This window comes from Campylobacteraceae bacterium (assembly GCA_013215945.1).
Classification (GTDB): Bacteria; Campylobacterota; Campylobacteria; order Campylobacterales; family Arcobacteraceae; genus NORP36.
In genome coordinates, this window is the sequence record JABSOM010000016.1 from 17,006 (window position 1) to 36,744 (window position 19,739).

General features: G+C 29.3%; 19 protein-coding genes and 4 tRNA genes. 9 read left to right on the forward strand and 14 right to left on the reverse strand.

Annotation, left to right across the window (positions count from 1 at the left end; all coding sequences use genetic code 11):
• Positions 1-36: 36 nt before the first annotated feature.
• From HRT41_14260 to ggt, 6 genes are all read left to right on the forward strand, one after another.
• The gene (locus HRT41_14260) at positions 37-732 is read left to right on the forward strand and encodes a hypothetical protein (GenBank protein NQY25186.1); all 696 of its coding nucleotides are present in this window, start codon (positions 37-39) and stop codon (positions 730-732) included.
• A 43-nt stretch (positions 733-775) separates the two neighbouring features.
• Complete coding sequence (locus HRT41_14265) at positions 776-1,579, forward strand: VacJ family lipoprotein (protein ID NQY25187.1); 804 nt, start codon at positions 776-778, stop codon at positions 1,577-1,579.
• 1 nt (position 1,580) lies between these two features.
• On the forward strand, positions 1,581-2,147 hold the full coding sequence (locus tag HRT41_14270; protein ID NQY25188.1) for an ABC transporter substrate-binding protein: 567 nt from the start codon (positions 1,581-1,583) through the stop codon (positions 2,145-2,147).
• Positions 2,147-4,621 (forward strand): MMPL family transporter, encoded by a 2,475-nt coding sequence (locus HRT41_14275; protein NQY25189.1) that lies wholly within the window; start codon positions 2,147-2,149, stop codon positions 4,619-4,621. Before HRT41_14270 ends, HRT41_14275 begins: the two co-directional genes overlap by 1 nt.
• Positions 4,622-4,755: 134 nt before the next feature.
• Positions 4,756-5,583 (forward strand): GGDEF domain-containing protein, encoded by an 828-nt coding sequence (locus tag HRT41_14280; GenBank protein NQY25190.1) that lies wholly within the window; start codon positions 4,756-4,758, stop codon positions 5,581-5,583.
• A gap of 175 nt (positions 5,584-5,758) precedes the next feature.
• On the forward strand, positions 5,759-7,456 hold the full coding sequence (ggt, locus tag HRT41_14285; GenBank protein ID NQY25191.1) for a gamma-glutamyltransferase: 1,698 nt from the start codon (positions 5,759-5,761) through the stop codon (positions 7,454-7,456).
• Between the two features lie 350 nt (positions 7,457-7,806).
• Here ggt and HRT41_14290 read toward each other — a convergent pair.
• The 10 genes from HRT41_14290 to HRT41_14335 form a co-directional block, all read right to left on the reverse strand.
• Positions 7,807-7,882: transfer RNA gene (locus HRT41_14290), tRNA-Lys, on the reverse strand.
• A gap of 10 nt (positions 7,883-7,892) precedes the next feature.
• Positions 7,893-7,969 (reverse strand) — tRNA-Arg (locus HRT41_14295).
• Positions 7,970-7,993: 24 nt separating this feature from the next.
• Positions 7,994-8,070, reverse strand: a tRNA-His gene (locus HRT41_14300).
• A 15-nt stretch (positions 8,071-8,085) separates the two neighbouring features.
• Positions 8,086-8,163 (reverse strand) — tRNA-Pro (locus HRT41_14305).
• A gap of 147 nt (positions 8,164-8,310) precedes the next feature.
• A complete protein-coding gene (locus tag HRT41_14310) occupies positions 8,311-9,210 on the reverse strand; it encodes a DUF2817 domain-containing protein (protein ID NQY25192.1) in 900 nt (299 codons plus the stop codon).
• Position 9,211: 1 nt separating this feature from the next.
• Entirely contained in the window at positions 9,212-10,420 is a 1,209-nt protein-coding gene (locus tag HRT41_14315) for a hypothetical protein (protein NQY25193.1), read from the reverse strand.
• 69 nt (positions 10,421-10,489) lie between these two features.
• A complete protein-coding gene (locus HRT41_14320) occupies positions 10,490-10,828 on the reverse strand; it encodes a hypothetical protein (protein NQY25194.1) in 339 nt (112 codons plus the stop codon).
• 145 nt (positions 10,829-10,973) lie between these two features.
• A complete protein-coding gene (locus HRT41_14325) occupies positions 10,974-11,783 on the reverse strand; it encodes a hypothetical protein (GenBank protein NQY25195.1) in 810 nt (269 codons plus the stop codon).
• A 639-nt stretch (positions 11,784-12,422) separates the two neighbouring features.
• A complete protein-coding gene (locus HRT41_14330) occupies positions 12,423-13,103 on the reverse strand; it encodes a hypothetical protein (protein ID NQY25196.1) in 681 nt (226 codons plus the stop codon).
• 9 nt (positions 13,104-13,112) lie between these two features.
• Positions 13,113-14,090, reverse strand: coding sequence for a tetratricopeptide repeat protein (locus HRT41_14335; protein ID NQY25197.1), 978 nt, complete (start codon positions 14,088-14,090; stop codon positions 13,113-13,115).
• Between the two features lie 210 nt (positions 14,091-14,300).
• On the opposite strand from HRT41_14335, the gene HRT41_14340 reads away from it, so the two are divergent.
• The 3 genes from HRT41_14340 (at position 14,301) to HRT41_14350 (ending at position 16,666) form a co-directional block, all read left to right on the forward strand.
• Complete coding sequence (locus HRT41_14340) at positions 14,301-15,200, forward strand: helix-turn-helix domain-containing protein (GenBank protein ID NQY25198.1); 900 nt, start codon at positions 14,301-14,303, stop codon at positions 15,198-15,200.
• Positions 15,201-15,273: 73 nt separating this feature from the next.
• A complete protein-coding gene (locus HRT41_14345) occupies positions 15,274-15,531 on the forward strand; it encodes a hypothetical protein (GenBank protein ID NQY25199.1) in 258 nt (85 codons plus the stop codon).
• Positions 15,524-16,666, forward strand: a complete 1,143-nt coding sequence (locus HRT41_14350; protein NQY25200.1) for an aminotransferase class V-fold PLP-dependent enzyme — start codon at positions 15,524-15,526, stop codon at positions 16,664-16,666. Before HRT41_14345 ends, HRT41_14350 begins: the two co-directional genes overlap by 8 nt.
• Positions 16,667-16,703: 37 nt before the next feature.
• Here HRT41_14350 and HRT41_14355 read toward each other — a convergent pair whose 3' ends face one another.
• The 4 genes from HRT41_14355 to tsaD are packed head-to-tail and all read right to left on the reverse strand — an operon-like array spanning position 16,704 to position 19,718.
• The gene (locus HRT41_14355) at positions 16,704-17,012 is read right to left on the reverse strand and encodes a divalent-cation tolerance protein CutA (protein NQY25201.1); all 309 of its coding nucleotides are present in this window, start codon (positions 17,010-17,012) and stop codon (positions 16,704-16,706) included.
• Positions 17,003-18,388 carry an NAD(P)H-hydrate dehydratase gene (locus HRT41_14360; protein ID NQY25202.1) on the reverse strand — a complete coding sequence of 462 codons (1,386 nt, stop codon included), beginning with the start codon at positions 18,386-18,388 and terminating at the stop codon, positions 17,003-17,005. The genes HRT41_14355 and HRT41_14360 overlap by 10 nt, the downstream gene beginning before the upstream one ends.
• A 17-nt stretch (positions 18,389-18,405) precedes the next feature.
• Positions 18,406-18,726: a translation initiation factor SUI1 gene (locus HRT41_14365; protein NQY25203.1), complete on the reverse strand. Its 321-nt coding sequence runs from the start codon at positions 18,724-18,726 to the stop codon at positions 18,406-18,408.
• Positions 18,726-19,718, reverse strand: a complete 993-nt coding sequence (gene tsaD / locus HRT41_14370; protein NQY25204.1) for a tRNA (adenosine(37)-N6)-threonylcarbamoyltransferase complex transferase subunit TsaD — start codon at positions 19,716-19,718, stop codon at positions 18,726-18,728. Before tsaD ends, HRT41_14365 begins: the two co-directional genes overlap by 1 nt.
• Positions 19,719-19,739 lie beyond the last annotated feature (21 nt).

Genomic DNA, 19,739 nt, shown 5'->3' on the forward strand with positions numbered 1-19,739 from the left:
ATAATAAGCTGATAAAATCTTTGCAAAAAGATTATCATGCAAGAAACAAGCATTTATTTTATTTCTAAAAATGATATACGCACAAAAGATCTTGTAAAAAACTATATTTACCCCAATAAAGAGCTAAATTATTATTGGTCCAATGATTTCTCTTGTGATTTTTATATTGAACTTGCACATTTTGGTTTTATTAGTATTTCCAGCCCTAATGAGAATGAAACAATTCTTTTAAGTGAAATGCAGTTTGAATATTCAGTATTGGATTTCAAAAATTTACATATATCCCAAAAAGTACAAAAATTATTAAACAAAAATACCTATACCTTTAAAATCAATCATGACTATAAAAAAGTCATTGAAATACTTGAAACCTATCATAAAGATTCTTGGTGTACAAAAGAATATAAAAAACTTCTTTATGAATTAATCACTTATAAACATAAAAGCATTGACTTTAGCTTAAATTGTTTTGAGGTTTATGAAGGTGAAATGCTTATGGCTTGTGAAATAGGTTATACCATAGGAAAAACATACACTTCTTTAAGTGGTTATAGCAATAGAGCTTATAATAATTATGGAACACTTCAGTTGGTATTATTAGGAAAATATTTAAATGAGAAGGGATACCATTTTTGGAATCTGGGTCACGCGCTCATGGCTTATAAAGAAAAATTGGGTGCAATTATCTATTCTCGTGAAGATTTTTTAAAAAGATGGACAAAATCCATATAAATTACTTATTAATTTATTAAAAATGATGTATTTTTATTATATAATGTCAAAAATAAGGTTTTTAATGAAAATACTTTTTCTATGCGTTTTTACAATATTATTGTTTACTGCCTGTAGCAATAAAAAAGAGATACATCCCAACAAAGATGTTATTGAACTTCACAAGAATGATATAAGTGAAAACGAAGATGATTTTGATGATGAATTTTCAAATGAAGAAGAGGATTTAGATCCCTTAAAATACTACAACCAAGCTATGACACAATTTAATGATGTATTGTATACCTATGCATTAAGCCCAGTAGCTAGTACTTATGCAGATGTTATTCATAAAGATGTAAGAGGAATGGTATCTAATTTCTTTTCAAACTTGATGTTCCCTATTCGTTTTGTAAACAATGTTCTGCAATTTAAGTTTCAAGAAGCAGGAGAAGAAACAGGACGATTTTTAATCAATTCAACTATAGGTTTTTTAGGTTTTTTTGATCCAGCAAGTGAGGGTTTTAATTTAAAAGAGCATAAAGAAGATTTTGGACAAACCTTAGGATATTGGGGTGTTGGTTCTGGTTTTCATATAGTATTGCCTATTTTTGGACCTTCTAATGTAAGAGATTTAATTGGTTTTTCTGTTGATGGGATGTTAGATCCTACCTTTTCAACAGAGAAAAAATCTTGGAAAATACCAGACAATTTAGAAAAATCAATAGGACTTAAAACACTAGAAACAGTCAATTCTACTTCTTTTAAATTAGGTCAATATGAAAATCTTAAAAAAGATGCAATAGATTTATATCCTTTCTTAAAAGAAATATATGAACAAAAAAGAAATCATGAGATAAAGGAATAAAATGAAAGTATTATTAAAAACAATTTTTATTTTATTGGCTGTAAGTTTAAGCCTACATGCAATAGAAGAAAACAAAATTAAAGAAGTAATGAAAACGCAAATAGATTCTATTTTAGTAATTATGCAAAATAAAGAATTAGACAAAAAAACCACTGCATCTAAAGTATTTAACCTATTAGACAGTATTTTTGATTACAAAACTATGAGTAAAATTTCTCTTGGTAAAAATTGGAAAAAACTTTCATCTCAACAAAAAGATGCTTTTGCTAAATCTTTTGAAAAGAAACTAAAATTTTCTTATATGGATAAACTCGATTTGTATACAGATGAAAAGGTTCTTATAAAAGAGTTGTTTAAAAAGAAAAAAAATAGAATACAACTCTATACTGATTTATTAGGAAAAGATGCAAGCTTTGAAATTATTTATAAGTTTCATAAAAACAAAAACAATGATTGGCTGATTTATGATGTTAAAATCATAGGCGTAAGTATTATTCAAACCTATAGAAAACAATTCTCTGCGTATTTGAAAGATAATACTTTAGAAGCACTTATTAATTCTTTATAATGTTACGTAATTTTTATTCTAAGCTCATTTTAAAATACCCTTTAAGGGTACTTTCTTTCTTATTCTGTGCTTTATTAGTATTTTCATACTATGCTTTTAAATTAGAAATAGATGCATCTGCTGAAACCTTACTTTTACAAAATGACAGAGATTTAGAATTTTCAAGACAAATGAAAAAACGCTATGAAAAAGGCGATTTTTTGGTTATTACTTATGAACCTAAAGAAGATTTATTAAGTAAAACAAGCTTAGATGATTTAAAATCACTTTCGGATGAAATACTAAAACTGCCACGAGTAGAAAGTATTGTTTCAATTTTAAATGTGCCTTTGTTATTATCCCCAGTAAGAGGTTTAAAAGACTTACTTAATGATATAAAAAAACTCCAAGATAATAAAAGCGATAAAACACTTGTAAAAAAAGAGTTTTTAAACTCTCCTTTATATAGAAACAATCTCGTTAGCACTGATTTTAAAACAACAAGTTTGCTTATTAATTTAAAAAAAGATGAGCAGTATTTTTTCTTATTAGAACAAAGAAATGCCCTAAAAGCGAAACAATACACTCAAAATTTAAACAGAATCGAAAAAGAAAAACTTAAAAACCTAAATTTTTCATTTAAAGCCTATAGGGATAAAATAAGAAAGATTGAACACCTGAATATCCAAGAGATAAGAAACATTATAAAAAAATATGAAAATAATTCCCGCATTTTTTTAGGTGGGGTTAATATGATAGCTGATGATATAGTCACTTTTGTAAAAAATGATTTACTTGTATATGGAAGTGCTTTAATTCTTATACTCATGATTGTTTTATTCCTTATTTTTAAAGAAATAAAATGGGTTCTTATTCCTATACTTATTTGTGTGTGCTCCGTAATTGCAAGTGCTGGGGCACTGGGATTTTTTGCTTGGGAGATTACCGTAATCTCTTCTAATTTTATTGCTTTACAATTAATCATTACTATTTCTATAATATTGCATTTAATTGTCAGGTACAATGAATTGGCACAAAAATACAGCAAAACATCACAAAAAAATCTTGTTTTAAATACCATGCTGTCTAAATTTAAACCTTCATTTTTTGCCATTATTACTACCATTGCTGGTTTTGCTTCTTTGATTTTTTCTGGAATTGCACCTGTGATTAACTTAGGCTGGATGATGAGTGTAGGAATTTTTTTATCTTTATTATTGTCTTTTATTATTTTTCCTGCTATTTTAATTTGTTTGCCAAAAACAAGTAAAACTAAAAGCAGTATAAAAAAGTATTCTTTTATACAAACATCTGCTAATTTTGTACAAAATGATTCTTATAAAATTTATCTATTTACAGGATTTTTTATCCTAATTTCTTTTTTTGGTATATCCAAACTTATTGTTGAAAATTCTTTTATCTCTTATTTTAAAAAAGACACACAAATTTATAAAAGTATGTTAACAATAGATGAGAAACTGGGGGGAACAACACCTTTAGATATCATCTTAACATTTCAAAATGAAGACTCTTTTGAACAAGAAAATGAAGATTCTTTTGTTGAAGAGAATGAAGATTCTTTTGATGAAGAATTTGAAGAAGAAGCACAAGATGATAAATATTGGTTCACCCAAGATAAAATGGATAAGATTCATGCAGTTCACAATTATCTTTCATCTTTAGAAGAAATTGGTTTCGTTCAATCTTTTGCTACTTTACTACAAATTGGAAAACTCCTTAATGAAAATGAAGAGCTTGATAGTTTTAAATTGGCTTTGCTTTACAATGAAATTCCACTTGAATACAAAGACTTGGTTTTAAGTCCTTATATTAATATACAATTCAATCAGGTACGTTTTTCAAGCAGAATTATTGATTCAAATCCTTCTTTAAGAAGAGATGAACTAATAAAAAAAATATACAAAGACTTAGAAAAAATACTTCCCAATGATGAAATACGATTAAGTGGACTTATGATTTTGTACAATAATATGTTGCAGTCTTTATTTGATTCGCAAATTAAAACTATGTTTTTAGTAATACTTATTTTATTTTTTATGTTTTTACTTTTATTTAGATCTTTTAAAATTGCTCTTATTGCTATTTTTTCTAATCTTGTACCCATTGGTATTATTTTTGCATTTATGGGATTGGGTGGCATTCCTTTAGATATTATGACTATAACTATTGCTGCTATTTCTATTGGAATTGGAGTAGATGATACCATTCATTATATTCATCGTTACAAAGAAGAATTTCAAAAAGACAAATCATATGTGAATGCCATGCAAAGATCCCATAATACGATTGGTTATGCAATGACCTACACTTCTTTAGCTGTCATCCTTGGTTTTTCTATTTTAGTACTGTCAAACTTGATTCCAACCATTTATTTTGGTTTATTAACGGTAGTAGTAATGTTTAGTATTTTAGCTTCTGCTTTACTTTTATTACCAAAATTACTTATTCATTTCAAAGTTTTTGATAAAAGCTAGGATTATTTGTACTTTTAATATATAATATATTTTAAATTGTTATTAAATTATAAATATTTTGTTTAATTAACTTAAAATTATTAGGATGCTATTTATAATAAAAGATATAGCAACATATTTTAGAAAAGGTTCTTATGAAAAATCTATTAAAAGAAGTAACATATAAAACAATCAAAACTTTCAAAGCACAAGATATTGTTCTACCAGGTGATTATTCACAGCAGTTCTCACTGCATGCAAAAGAATGTGATTTAGATTTAGAAGAAGAAGATATTGTACTAAAAAGTCTTTTCCAAGATAAAGATGAATTAGTAAATATTACAAATGAAACCTCTTCCAATCTTAGTTCTCTTCATCAAACAACCTCTAATGCAAAACTTGCAATTGAGAATAAAAATGCAAGTGCACTTTTAATTGTCCACAAGGAAATAGTAGCAATGCAAAAAAAGATTGAGTCTTTACAAGAACAACTTTGTACAGATACTCTAACAAAAGCTAAAAATAGAAAATGGTTTTTAGATTATTATCTTTTTGATGAAAAATTCATTGATGATGGATATCTTGTTTTTATTGATTTAAACAATTTTAAATATGTTAATGATACTTATGGTCATATAATGGGAGATATGGTTTTAAAATATCTTTCTACTTATTTGCAAGATGAAATTAAAGGACACAATACCAGTTTGGTTCGTTATGCAGGAGATGAGTTCATGATTGTTTTTAATAATCATTTGCCAAAAGACCGGCTCATTAATTTTTTAGATAAAATTCAAGAAAAACTTGCTAAAAGAAAATTAAAATCAAAGATTACTGATACTTTGCAATTCTCTTATTCTTATGGAATTACAAGTTTTGTAAAAGAGGATACTTTTACTGATATATTAGAAATAGCAGATGCAAGAATGTATGAAAATAAGCAAAAAATGAAAAACAAAGAATATTTAGAAAAATTTAATTAATTATCTTTAAACTTTTTTTCCCTATTTATCACTCTTTTTAAATTATATTTATAATATTTGTAAACTAATTAATTTTTCGTTAAACTTTTCTTTAGTAATTACGTATTAATTTTAAATAAGTTGTTCTTTTATTAGATAATTAAATACTTAATTACATTATTTACAAGGAGAAGATATGTTGAAAATTAAAATATGTACACTTCTAATATTGGTGCAAAGTATTTTTGCTCAAAGTATACTTGAAGGCGATAGATCTGTACCTGTAGAAGCTCAAAATGGCTTGGTAGTAAGCAGTCATTATTTAGCTACACAAGAAGCACTAAAAGTATTGAAAAATGGGGGAAATGCCATTGATGCGGCAGTTACAGCTGCTTTTGCACTTGCTGTTACACAACCTCGTTCTGGAAATATTGGGGGAGGTGGTTTTATGCTGGTATCCAATGAAAAAACAAACAAAGTAATTGCTATTGATTACAGAGAAAAAGCTCCAGCTGCTGCTTATAAAGATATGTTTTTAGATAAAAACAAAAATGTTGATAAAAAACTCTCACGATTTTCCCATCAATCAGCAGGAGTTCCAGGAACAGTAGCAGGACTTGCACTGGCACTTGAACAATATGGAACGATTACCTTAAAAGAAGCTCTTAAACCTGCTATTAAACTGGCACAAAAAGGTTTTGTAGTAAGTGCTAGATTTAATAAAGGAACCACTGCTAAACAAAAAAGACTCAAGCGTTATGAAGCCACTAAAAAAATATTTTACAAAAAAGATGGTTCTCCTTATAAAGTAGGTGATATTTTTATTCAAAAAGATTTAGCAAAAACCTTAAAACGTATTGCTAAAAATGGTGTAAAAGAATTTTACACAGGGAAAACAGCCAAATTACTTGTAAAAGACATGAAAAAACATGGCGGTCTTATTACAATGGATGATATGAAAAACTATAAAGCTACTATTAGAAAACCTGTTCATGGAAACTATAGAGGGTATGATATTTACTCTATGTCACCTCCAAGTTCTGGAGGTGCACATGTAGTCCAAATTCTAAACATCATGGAAAACTACGATATTAAAGCCATGGGTCATAACAGTGCGCAAAATATCCATATTATGGCAGAAGCAATGAAAAGAGCTTATGTAGACAGAGCTGAATATTTAGGCGACAGTGATTTTGTAAGCGTTCCTCTAAAAGGCCTTACATCAAAAGAATATGCCAAAGAATTAACAAAAAGTATTACCAATAAAGCCACAGTATCCAAAGATTTAAGAGCAGGTAATCCTCTTCCTTATGAAAGTAATGAAACCACTCACTTCTCAATAGCTGATAAATTTGGAAATGTTGTTTCAAATACCTATACAATTAACTTCTCTTATGGTTCAGGAATTGTAGTTAAAGGTGCTGGTTTTTTATTAAACAATGAAATGGATGATTTTTCAAGTAAACCAGGAGTGCCTAATGCTTACGGTTTAATTGGAGGAGAAGCTAATAAAATTGAACCCAATAAAAGAATGTTAAGTTCTATGTCCCCTACTATTGTAAAAAAAGACGGTAAAAACTTTTTAGTAACAGGGAGTCCTGGAGGATCTAGAATTATTACAACGACCCTACAAGTAATTTCTAATGTAATTGATCACAATCTTAATATTTTAGCAGCTGTTTCCGCTCCTAGAATTCATCACCAATGGTTACCAGATGAAATTCGAGTAGAAGAAGGTTTAAGTAGTGATACTATTAAACTTTTAGAACAAAAAGGTCATAAAGTAGTTCAGAAAAAAGCAATGGGCGCTATTCAAAGTATCATGATAAAAGATGGTAAGTTTTATGGAGCGGCTGATCCAAGAAGAAGTACATCGAGTGCTTTGGGATTTTAAACATAAAAGGTGGATACGTCCATCTTTTATTTATCTCCACGCATTACTTTTGAATAATTGTTAGCTGCATCTTTGGCTCCACCTAAATTTCCTGTAACTATTGAATATATAACTATAACTGCAAAGATACCTAAAAACCACTTCATATATTAATCCTTTTATATTTGAACTTAGAATAATTAATCATAGATTATAATACAAGTTTATTTTACTTATTATTCTTTAAAAGAAGAAGAGTTTATAGGATTAATATCTGAATTGTTTTTTTGATTAATAAAAGGGAGGATAAGTGTTATTTATATTGATATGAATGTATGTTTTGATTGTAACTTAAAATTGAAGAATATAACTGGTGACCCGTGATGGATTCGAACCATCGGCCACTTCCTTAAAAGGGAAATGCTCTACCAGCTGAGCTAACGGGTCACTTATAAAATGGTACTCCCAGCACGATTCGAACGTGCGACCTACGCCTTAGAAGGGCGTTGCTCTATCCAGCTGAGCTATGGAAGCATTAAAACTAAAGTATTTAAAAAATGGGGTAAGTAACCGGGTTCGAACCGGCGACCCTCGGTACCACAAACCGATGCTCTAACCAACTGAGCTATACCTACCAACAAATTTAAAAATGGTCGGGGCGAGAGGATTCGAACCTCCGGCCCCCTGGTCCCAAACCAGGTGCGCTAACCAGACTGCGCTACGCCCCGACAACAAAAACAAAAACGCTTGTCTTGTTTTGTGAGAGGGATTATATAAGAATTGTACTTACATGTCAAGATAATTGAGGACAAATTTCAAAATTCTTTTTCTTTTGAAAAAAATCAAAAAAAAGACCAATATTCTAAAAAATAAATTTATAAAGTATAACTTTTATTTTTAATTAAATATTCTAATGCAGAGCAAATAGTAACTACTTGTGCTTTTATACATTCTTCTTCACTTACGTTTTTGCTATCTGGATAAACCTCAGTTGTTGTATTAAAAATTGCATTAGTAAAACCAGTGCATAAACCCAAAGCTTTTATTTCATAATTAATTACGCCTTCTTGTGAAATGCTTTCTCCAATGATTTTATTGTTTTTATCACTGGGAGCAATTTTGGTTACTTTTTTTACTTCTTTAATAATGGCCTCTTGAAAATCATGTTTAGGATCATGAACATCTCCTACTAAATAAAACCCATCAGGAATTTCCCAATCTTTTACTTCTATTCCATCACGTTTGGCTAAAGCAGGTCTATAAATTGTATTATCACTGTTGGTTGTTTCATGCAAATCTACATGAAGTAAAAACTCAAGCTTTAAAGAAGTGATGTATTCAAATAAAAAACGTGCTTCTTCACTGCTACTATTGGGAACAAAATTTCTATTAGGATCAATAGCTTTAGCATTCCAACGATTAATACTCTCATAGGCCCAAGGGCTTACGCAAGGCACAATAATAAAGTTAAAGTTCTGTAAATAATCCTTGCTATGATTTAACAAAAAATCTAATGCTCCTTTTATTCCACTTGTTTCATATCCATGAACTCCTCCTGTAACTAAGACCGTATCTTTCTTAATATCAAAATCTTTTGATTCCAGTGAATAGAATTCATATTTTTTATCATCTACTAACAAAGAAGCATAAGTAGTAATGTTAAAATCCTTTGTACAGGCATTTAATTTTGACACCACCTCATCCTTATACGAGCGTTGTATCTTCTGTTCATTAAACCACTTTTTTTTATCTTCATTGTTCCATTTTTTTAACATCTTAAGTCCTTAGCATCATCGAAGCTGTTTTTGGGTTTTTTAATAAATCATGAAAAATAGCCCATTTTTCTTTTTCGCTTCCATTCTTTTTATGTTTGTTGATATAATCTTTAACTATATCTTCTCCTAAATTATAATTTATCACATAAGAACGATTGGCTTTAATAAATGCCAAACGCTGTATGGATTTTTCTTTAGAGCTTAAATTATATTTCATTAAAAGCTCTATTGCTTTTTCTTCACTAATAAGTGAATCAAGATATTGTTGTGCAATCATATTTACCGCATAAGAGAGTTTTTTCACTACCTCTTGTACTTTATAATATAGTTCAGCCTTGCTTTTAGAAATGCCTGCTATTGGAAATAAAACATTCACTTCAAAATCTCTTTTTCTCTCTTCATCAAAACACAGTTCAATTCCATAATTAGCACTTCCCTCTGCTAATAAAGATAAGGGAGAATAAAGTGTATATACACTGTACTCAATCCAACCTTTTTCATTGACCAAATGTTTCTCCATTAAAGAATTAAAAACATGATGTCCAGGGTATGCTTCATGGCAAGCTAAATCAAGGGCTCTGGATATATACATAGGAAAATCCGTATTAAGCTCAATCACACTATAGTTATTTCCCTTATACCAGTTATAAGCACTCCATACTTGATCTTGCACATACTTTATCTCAAAGTTTTCATTACTAGCTAAGTCTATATATTCTTTACATCGTAAACGACTCTCAGACATGGCAGCTTTAAAAACAAGATCCAATTTATCTCTTGGAATAATAAAGTCTTGCATAAAATGATTCATAGCAGTATTTAAAGAAGCAGGAAAGGATAATAAAGAAGAAAGCTCATCTAAATAAGTATTTAGTGTATCTTCCTCTATAACAGGAGAAACGGCATCAAATAAAGCTTTTGATTCTTCATTAAAAGAAACTTTTTCTCCTTGAATCATCTTAAGAAAAGTTCGTGCACTCAAAAGATGAAGATACAAAAACTCTTTGCGCCGTACTTGTTTTTCATCAATAACAAAAGCATCTACTTGTTTTATTAAAGTATTAAAAGACAATAATAAATCCTCCAAAGAAATAAGAGTATCACTTCTTAATTCATCTGGTCCGTAATACGCATCTATATAATATTCATGATGTTTCCCAAGAGATAAAACAAGAGAAACATACTCACGTGCAAGTGCATTAAATGTCATAAAAAACCTTCTTAAAATTTTCTACATGATTCTATTCTAAGTAGGCTTAATACATTTAAGATTCACTGTTTATTTTACAAACTCACACTTAGCCGCTTCACCAAAACCATCCATATAACCCCAGGTAGTAAATCCGACTCCTGATTTGTATGTCGCATTTCTTATTACATTAGCATGCAGCTTTTTTCCTTTTTTAGCTAAAACATAATCAACTTGTTCTTTTGTTGGATCATCATGAAAAGCGGTTAGTTTTTTTATACTTACGCTTATTTCCTCTATACTTTTACAGTTTATATCCTTTAACGAAGACGTTGTCACTAATATTTCTGGTTTCATATTCTTCGCTGGAATACTTAACCCTGAATCTGTTCTATAACTTGTACATCCTGTAAATAAAAATCCTAACACTAACGTTGTACTTATACCTATACTTATTTTCATTTTCTTACCTTTTAAATTGTTGTTTTCTACTTGTTTCTATTAAAGCACTCTAGACTAATTAACACCTAGTTAATTATCTATACTGTTCCCGGAATTTATGAAATTTTTGTACTTATTTAATTAAAGGTGCCTGTCCCCATTTATTCTTAGCAAATAGTTCATTTAGATATAGTTTGATTTTCTCATAACGGCTTAATTTATACGGTACAAATTTATACTTACTTTCATCAACAAAAATATCTAAGTTAATACTCATACTTTTTAATTCATCTAAACCTTGAGCTTTTTTTATTTTTGTAGGAGAGCACCAAAAATAAGTTGCTTCTCTTTTTAATTTTTTAAAATAATAATATTCTGTTTCACATCTAAAACCAATAGCTTTCCCTAGAAAAAAATACTTATTAGGTACCTCATAAAATTCTCTTCCTACACCTTTTACTCCGGTATGTCCCCCTGCTGTAACTTTGGGGCTATGACCTGCAACTGTTATGCCTGTTTTATCAAAGGTATTATAAGAAGCACTAAAGGCACTTAAAAGAACATACTTAGAATAAGAATTCTTTTGTCCATCATCGTGTTTTCTGTATATCTTAATCTTGCTAGAGCTATAATCCCATTTACAAGCAGACTTATCAACTAAATCTATAGGAAGTTTTATATTAAACGTTTTGCTATTTATTACTTGACCTCTAACGGTTAAGATTTTTTTATTTGAACCTGTATTAAAGTCTTTTCTAACGCAAGCTTTATTTTCATCATTATTACTTACATAATAAGAAAGTAAAGAAATCGTTAATCTCTCATCTAAAGTACCAGTAATACTTAATTCTCTTTTTTTAGTCTCAAGTGAATCTTTCTTACTTGAATTTCCAGTTAAATTTACACTTGATAGAAGGAAAAGGAAAAGAACTATATTTTTCATTTATGTAATGCCTTTAATTAGCTTTTGTTTTATATAAATATCAATAAATTGTTTTTTATAATTTTCATGAGAGTTTACTGAAACTTTACTTATCTTTTTCTTATATAAATAATAATTATTATTACTTAATAAAATTGTTTATTTAAAATATTAATAATCATACTCAAAACCTGTCACAGTTTGCGTCACAAAAATAGTTTATTTTGAAATTTAATTTATAATTATAAAAATATTTTTTTATCACAACTAGATACCTATTTATGGTATTTATATAAAAAATATTTTAGATAATTAAAGAAAAGTAGTGAGAGATAAGAAACTTTTATTATTTTTATTGAGAATTACTTACTAATAATTTTAAAAATAGGAATATCTTTTTATTATTTTTGTTATTTCTATACTAATAATTAATTGAATATAATGAGAATGCCATTATTTGATTACTTTTTTGTTATTGAAGGTATCTTTAAAGCTTATTATTTAGTAAGAGGTAAGTAGTGGGATAGGAATTGAGTGTTTTATCAAATAGCTTTATTTTTTTACTTAATTCACAAAGTGATTCTACGTATTTATATATAAGATTTTTGTCTGATCTTATATATAAATCAAGCTGCACTAGTATTTGTTTTATTACTAAACTTACTTGTTTTTGCCGCCACCTTTTCCATTTCCTCCGGCATTGTTATTTCCCCCACTGTTTCCTTTTCCTGCGCTGTTTCCTTGTCCACCCGTATTTCCATTTCCAGAAGCATTTTCTTTATTTGCTTTTCCGGATAAACCCTTATTATTTCCTTCTGCTTTATTTGAATTCTTATTTGAAAAAGATTCGCTGTCTCTATTTCGTGCATTATCTTTATTCCTCCCCAAACCTAAAGTACCTGGATGTACACCAATTTCTTTGGCTATTTCTCCCCAACCCATACCTTGCTCTCTCATGTCATTGATTTCTTCCACTGTCGTACCTGAAGCATCTGATAAAGAAGAAATTGCTGTTTCTAAATCTTCTTGTGCTTGGGACAAAGCATCTTGTGCAGTATTTAAAGCTTCTTGTGTTTCAGGAGTAGGATCGTTTGTAAAAGCTTCTTGCGCACTTTGCAAGTCCCCTTCTTTAGAAGTTACTTCACTTTGTTTGGAATCCACTTCTTCTTGGGATGTATCGATATCTCCTTGCGCGCTTTCTTGTGCTGCGCTTGCTAGATTTTCAGCTTTTTGTGCTTGTGCGGTAGAACCAAGTTCCGAGCTTTCATGCTCTAAAGCAAACAAAGGATTTACACACAGTAACAAGCTACTTGTAATAACGCTTAATACTAATTTTCTCATAATATTCTCCTATTTCTTTTTTTCATTTATGCTAATAAAATCGACATGTTCTCCCCGAATATATTTTCTTTTATTTATCAAAAGTATTTTAGCTGTATCAAACCAACTTAGTTTTAATCTTGATGCGTCAATATTTGGGTACTTTTTAAGAAGATATTTTTGAATACTTTTTGCTTTTTCTTTGGCCAATAAAATATTGTTTTGTTGATATACAACAATATGAATGTCAATTTTAGTTTTTTTGTTTAATATTTTGCCCAATAGATCTAAGGAACTATTGGAAGAGTTATCAATTGTTGCTTCAAAGTTTTCAAAACGTATATTTTTAAGTGTAAGGGTTCTTATTCCTATAATATGATTTCTATAATCAAAACTTCCCAAAGTATTTAAAAACCGAACTGCTTTTTGGGCAAATAAGCCAGAAGGGTAATATTCTAAATACGCAAGCCATGCTAGTTTTTCCTCAGGCATTCTTCTTAGTTTGTTTAAAGATAAAGCTCTGTTATATAAAGAAGCATGATTAAATTTTTGAAGTTTTAGCGATTTTGCATAGTATTTTAAGGCATTTTTGTATTCTTTAGCTTCATAATAGTTATGTGCTAAGTACGTCAATGACTGCAAATGATTTTTATTTATCTTAAGCGCTTTTAAATAAGCTTCTCTTTCTTTGTTATATTCTTTCTGTCTGGAATAAGCAATAGCCAACCAACTGTGATAATCCGCATTTTTATTATCCAATGCAACTGCTTTTTTCAAATGAACAAGCGCTTCTTTTTCATTCTTTTTTAGCAAAAGAAAACGTCCATAATAGTATTGTGAAGAAGCGTCGCTATTATTCTCTTTTAGTTTATTTTTAAAATACTTCTGTCCACTGTCATACTTTTTATGTTCTAAATAAAAATCACCTACCACTGTTTTTGTAATTGCACACCCTGTAAAAAGAGCAAGTATTATAAATAATGTCATTGTATGAAGAATTTTTCTCATAAGAGTCCTTTTTTAAATGCTATAAGTAAATTATATTTGAAAAGATATTAGATAATAATTATACATTTACATTAGTTCCTAACTGTTTTAAAACTATCTTATAAAACGTAGAAGTTTTAGTCCTAATTAAGAACAAAAAAAATCTAGAATATTAGCATTTTTATTTTTCTCTATCTTATGTTAATATTCTTATAAGAAAGAAAGGTAAAAATGTCACTGGTATCTCTTAAAAAAAGTCTTGAAATTGATAAAAACCTTTATGCAAAAAAGCCCTATTTTGGTATGGATATTTATGCTAAAGATTTTGAAGTTAATTCTTGTATTGTTCTGGAAAATAATGGGGAGGGATTAAAAGGCATACCTATAAAGTGTGGTTATTATGAACTAAATCTTTCCCTTGTGGGTACATCAAGGCGTCAAATCAATCAATTTGAGTATAAAATATTGCCCCGTTCTCTACAATTAATCCTAGCAAAAGATATGCACTCCTTTTTATATGAAAAAAATAGCCATGAATACATTATTTTATTTGATGAAAACTTTTTAACAAAAGAGATAAAAGAATTAATTTTATTTCATAGAAAAAATCAGGCCTTAGCTCTTTTAGATACTACTTCTTTTAATAAAGTTCTTGAACTCTACAAACAAATTGATTGTGAATTTAAAAAGAAAGACATAAACTATATAGAATTCATTAAAGTATTATTAACACAAATTCTGTATTTATTAAAAAGAGAAAAACTCAATAATAAAAAAGTAGTATATACAAGGCAAGAAGAATTATCAAATCAATTTTTATCTTTAATAGAAGAGTCATTCTTAACAAAAAAAACCTTGCAAGACTACGCTTTCATACTAAGAATTACACCCAAATATTTAAGTAAGATTATAAAAGATACACATAACAAAAGTGCCCTTTATTGTATTCATACGCGGATAATAAAAGAAATCCAGTATTTATTGTGTTATTCACATAAAAGTATTAAAGAAATATGCTCTTATTTGAATTTTAAGGATATTTCAACTTTAGGAAGATTTTTTAAAAAATACGAAAAAATTACCTTAAAAGAATACAGACTTAAATATCAATCACAAGCCATAAAAAGGTAGTTTTGCACATAAATACGAAGAATTTACCTTTATTTTATTCTTTTTACCCGTTATACTTTAAAAAAGGAAAAATATGATCTATGACATTATTGGTATTTTAGGTGTTATTATGATTTTAATCGCTTATGCTTTAGTGCAATTAGGGAAACTTCATGTCAAAGATTTATCCTATTCTCTTTTGAATGCTATTGGAGCTTTTTTCATTCTAATCTCTCTTCTTATTGATTTTAATCTATCTGCTTTTTTAATGGAGTTTTTTTGGTTAATTTTTTCAATTTTAGGAATATATACTTATATAAAGAATAAAAATACAAAGGAAAAAAATGAATAATCTTGTAAACAAAGAAGACTTTCCACTGACAAAAGACATAGCTTATGTTAATGCGGCAAATGTCTCTTTGATGCCCTTAAGTGCTTGTGATGTCATTACATCATGGCAAAAAAATGTAGCCATTAATGGTTGCTTGGATTTTAATGATGTAGCCGAAGAAACTGCATATGATGGCCTTAGAAAAGAAGGGGCGAAATTATTTTCATGCAATGAAAAAGATATTGCTGGCGGGTCCTCTTTTTCTGAACTCTTAAACTCAGTAGCTTGGGCCATAATGCCACAAAAAGGTCAAAATGTGGTTAGCACACAAATTGTTTTTCCAAGTACTTCTTTTTCATGGCTTAGAATTGCTGCACATACCTCCTGTGAAATGAGATTTGTAAAAGCTACAGATTCTTACGTGAAAATAGATGATATTATTAAACAAATTGATAAAAATACTTCTGTTGTATCTATTTCTCATGTTGAATATACAGGGGGACAAGTATATGATTTAAGAAAATTAGCAGATGCTGCCCATGAACATGGAGCTTTATTAGTAGTAGATGCTACTCAATCAGCGGGTGCTATTCCTATTGATGCGCCTTTAAGTGGGGCAGATATTATAATATCAGGGGCGTATAAATGGTTATGTGGGCCATTTGGAGCTGCTTTAATGTACATAAAACCCGAATTACAATTACAATTGCAGCCTGGTTTTGTGGGATTTAGATCACATATAGACATGTGGGATTTAGATCCACAGCGACTAACATATGCTCCTAGTGCAAGAAGATTTGAATCCTCAACTATGGCATTTGGATGTATTAAAGGACTAGAGGCATCCATTAAATATCTTACTGATATAGGTATTTCTAAAATTTTTGAATACAATATGGTTTTAGCGAACAAACTTTTAGAGGGCTTAAACACACTGGATGCAAAAATAGCTTCCGCACAAGAAAAAGAAGAAAGAACCTCTATTATTACGTGTACCATCAAGAATAAAGACACAGCTTATGTTGTAAATGAATTAAAAAAACGAGGCGTCATTGCACATAAGAGACAACAATACATACGTTTCTCACCTCATCTTTATAATAATGTAGAGGATATTGATAAAATACTCCTATCTTTAAAAGAAATTATCAAATAAGTTTGCTCTCTTAGAGAGACAGGCTTATTTATTAAAACTATTGTGTATTTTCATTTATAAATAATGCATACTCTTTTGAAAGATTATTTAGTTCATAGGATATTATTTCAGGCGTATCATAAGAATGATTTTCTTTTATTAATTTTTCTATTTCTTCATAATGTTCTTGTTTTGTTTTAATACTTAAGAGTCTTTCTTTGTCCACACAAAGTTTATTCTCCCAGGTATAAAAAGAGTTTATTTTACTTATTTGTATGCATGCAGCTAGTTTCTTAGTAATTAAAAGTTTTGTCAGTTTTTTAGCTTCTTTTTTATTCTTTGTTGTAGTTTGAATAATTATATACATTTTACCTCATTTATTAAATCTTGTGGACTTAGAGAATAGTTGTTTTTACTGTAGTTATTTGATGCAATACTGTGAGCTAAAGAAGCTACATAAGCAGCTTCAAAAGGTAGGTAGTTTTGAGCTAAGAGGGCCAAAATTAGTCCTGATAATACATCTCCACTTCCGCCTTTACTCAAAGCTACATTTCCTAGGGTATTGATTAATAAGTGTTCGTCATTTACAATTAAGGTATTGGCACCTTTTAAGAGAAGTGTTGTTTTAGGATACGTTTTTGAGAAAAGCAGTGCATAATGAATTCTATTGTTTTGCAATTCTTTTACGCTTATATTTGCTAAGTTTGTTAGTTTTAATAAGGATACAAACTCTTTTGGATGAGGCGTTAATACTAGTTTTTCATCTAAATAGTCTTTTAAGAGTTCTTCATAAAACATATCAGCATCTATTACTTTTTTTATATTTAGATTTAGTATTTTTTTTAGTTCATCTTTACCATACTTTCCTAAACCCATTCCTAAAGCAAGAGCAGTAGTATTTGAAGGAATTTTACTCTTTTGCATAATATGATAAGGAAGACTTAGTTTTTCTTCTCTTATTGTGGTAACCAATCCCGCCCCAAAAGAAAAACAAGCATCAGCACATAATATTCCTGCACCTTCTTTTTCTCCTATTACAATACAAGCATGTCCAAAACTTCCTTTATGAGCATTCTTTTTAGTACGTAAGGGCAAACGAATGTCTTTTTCATCCAATAAAAATACAGAAGTAGAGCCTTCATAACACTCACGCTGTATTCCTAAATTTGATACTGTTATCTCACCTACATAATCTTTTGCAAGGTCTGAAAACAAAGAAGTTTTAAGGGCACCCATGGTAATAGTGGTATCTGCTATAAACGCTTTTGAGAGTATTTGGCCTTTTTTATTTATTCCACTTGGAATATCGCAGGCAATTTTATATGCATCTAGGCGGTTTAGTTTATCTATAATGGTTTTTGAAATATCATCGAGTTCTTTATTAAGTCCTGTTCCAAATAAACAATCTACTATTACATCACATTTTGAGACATAAGTAGAGCACTCAATACCAAGAGCAAGTGCTCGTTTGAGTTGTAGTTTACATAAAGGACTTTTAGCATCATAAGGTAAATATAAACGTACATCATAAGAAGAGTATAACATTCTTGCAAGTGCTATACCATCTGCTCCATTATTACCAGAACCTGCTACTATTAAAACAGATTCATGTGAAGAAAACTTATTTTGAATAAAAGTACACATAGAAAAAGCAGCCTGTTCCATTAATAAGTCTTCACTTAAAAAAAATTCATCGTAACATTTCTGATCAAATTGATTCACTTCATAAAAAACTTTTTGCATGCTCTTCCTTTTAGTTTTTAATTTTTAAACTTCCAATCCTCTTTTGTTAATACTTCTTTTATTTTATCTTTTACATCCCCTTGTAGTTCAATCCACTCATCTTTAATAGCACCACCACAAGCCAGTTTTTTCTTTAGTAGTTTTAAGACTGCTTTTTTCTCTTCTTCTTTTATGTAAAAGCGCCCTAGTAAGGTTACGGGCTTACCTTTGCGTTTTTCATAAGTAAAAACAAGCTGATGTTGATTCTTAGGTAGAATACTTTTATTTGGCTGTTTTTTCTTATCTTCTTTTTTTGTATCATACTTTTCGCCATCTAAAGAAGCGCCCATGCTAAACATTATGCTAAATCCTTTACTCGTGATTGTATATCTATATCTTCTATACTTACAAAATCATTTATTTTATATTGCTCCAAAGCAACTCTTCCTATCATTGCTGCATTATCACTACAGTATTGTAAAGAAGATAAATGCAAGGTCGTTTTATATTGAGAACATAAGTCTTCTAACTGTCCTCTTAGATATAAATTAGCACTTGCACCACCTACAATTGCAAAATCTTTGGGAGCTTTGATTTTAAAAAGCTTTTTTATTTTTTGCATAAGATGATCTACTGCTGTTTTTTGAAAACAGGCGCAAATATCTGCCCTGTCTTGTTCATTGTTTTTATCAATAGTTTCAATTGCTAAACGCACTGCATTTTTAAGCCCAGAATACGAAAAAGCAATTTTAGGACTTTGTTTTAAAGGAACAGGAAAAGCAAAACGTGTAATATCCCCTTTTAAAGCATAGTCTTGAACCACAGGACCACCTGGATAACCCATACCTAACATCTTAGATACTTTATCAAAACTCTCTCCAAAACTATCATCCATGGTACTAGCTATAATATTCATATCTTTTAAAGCATTGGCTTCAATAATTTGAGTATGTCCCCCTGAAACCAGTAATATGCTCATAGGTAAAATACTTTCTTTTTCTATAAACAAAGAATAAATATGTCCTTTTAAATGATTCACTGCAATTAAAGGCAAGTCTAAAGATAAAGCAAGAGCTTTTGCCATCATCACACCTTCCATTAAAGTAACAGATAAACCAGGTGCATTTGTAACAGCTATTGCTTTAAGTTGTGGAAAATATTCTTTGCATTCTTCTAAAATCTTAGGCAAAGCTTCTACATGTAAACGTGCTGCTAATTCTGGAACTACTCCCCCATAAGCTGAGTGTTGTAGTTCTTGTGATATTTTTTTATGATAAATTAGTTCTTTTGTTTTTATGTCAGTAATTGCTAAAGAACTGTCATCACAGCTTGATTCAATACTTAAAATCATTTATTATTTTTCCTTTTTTCT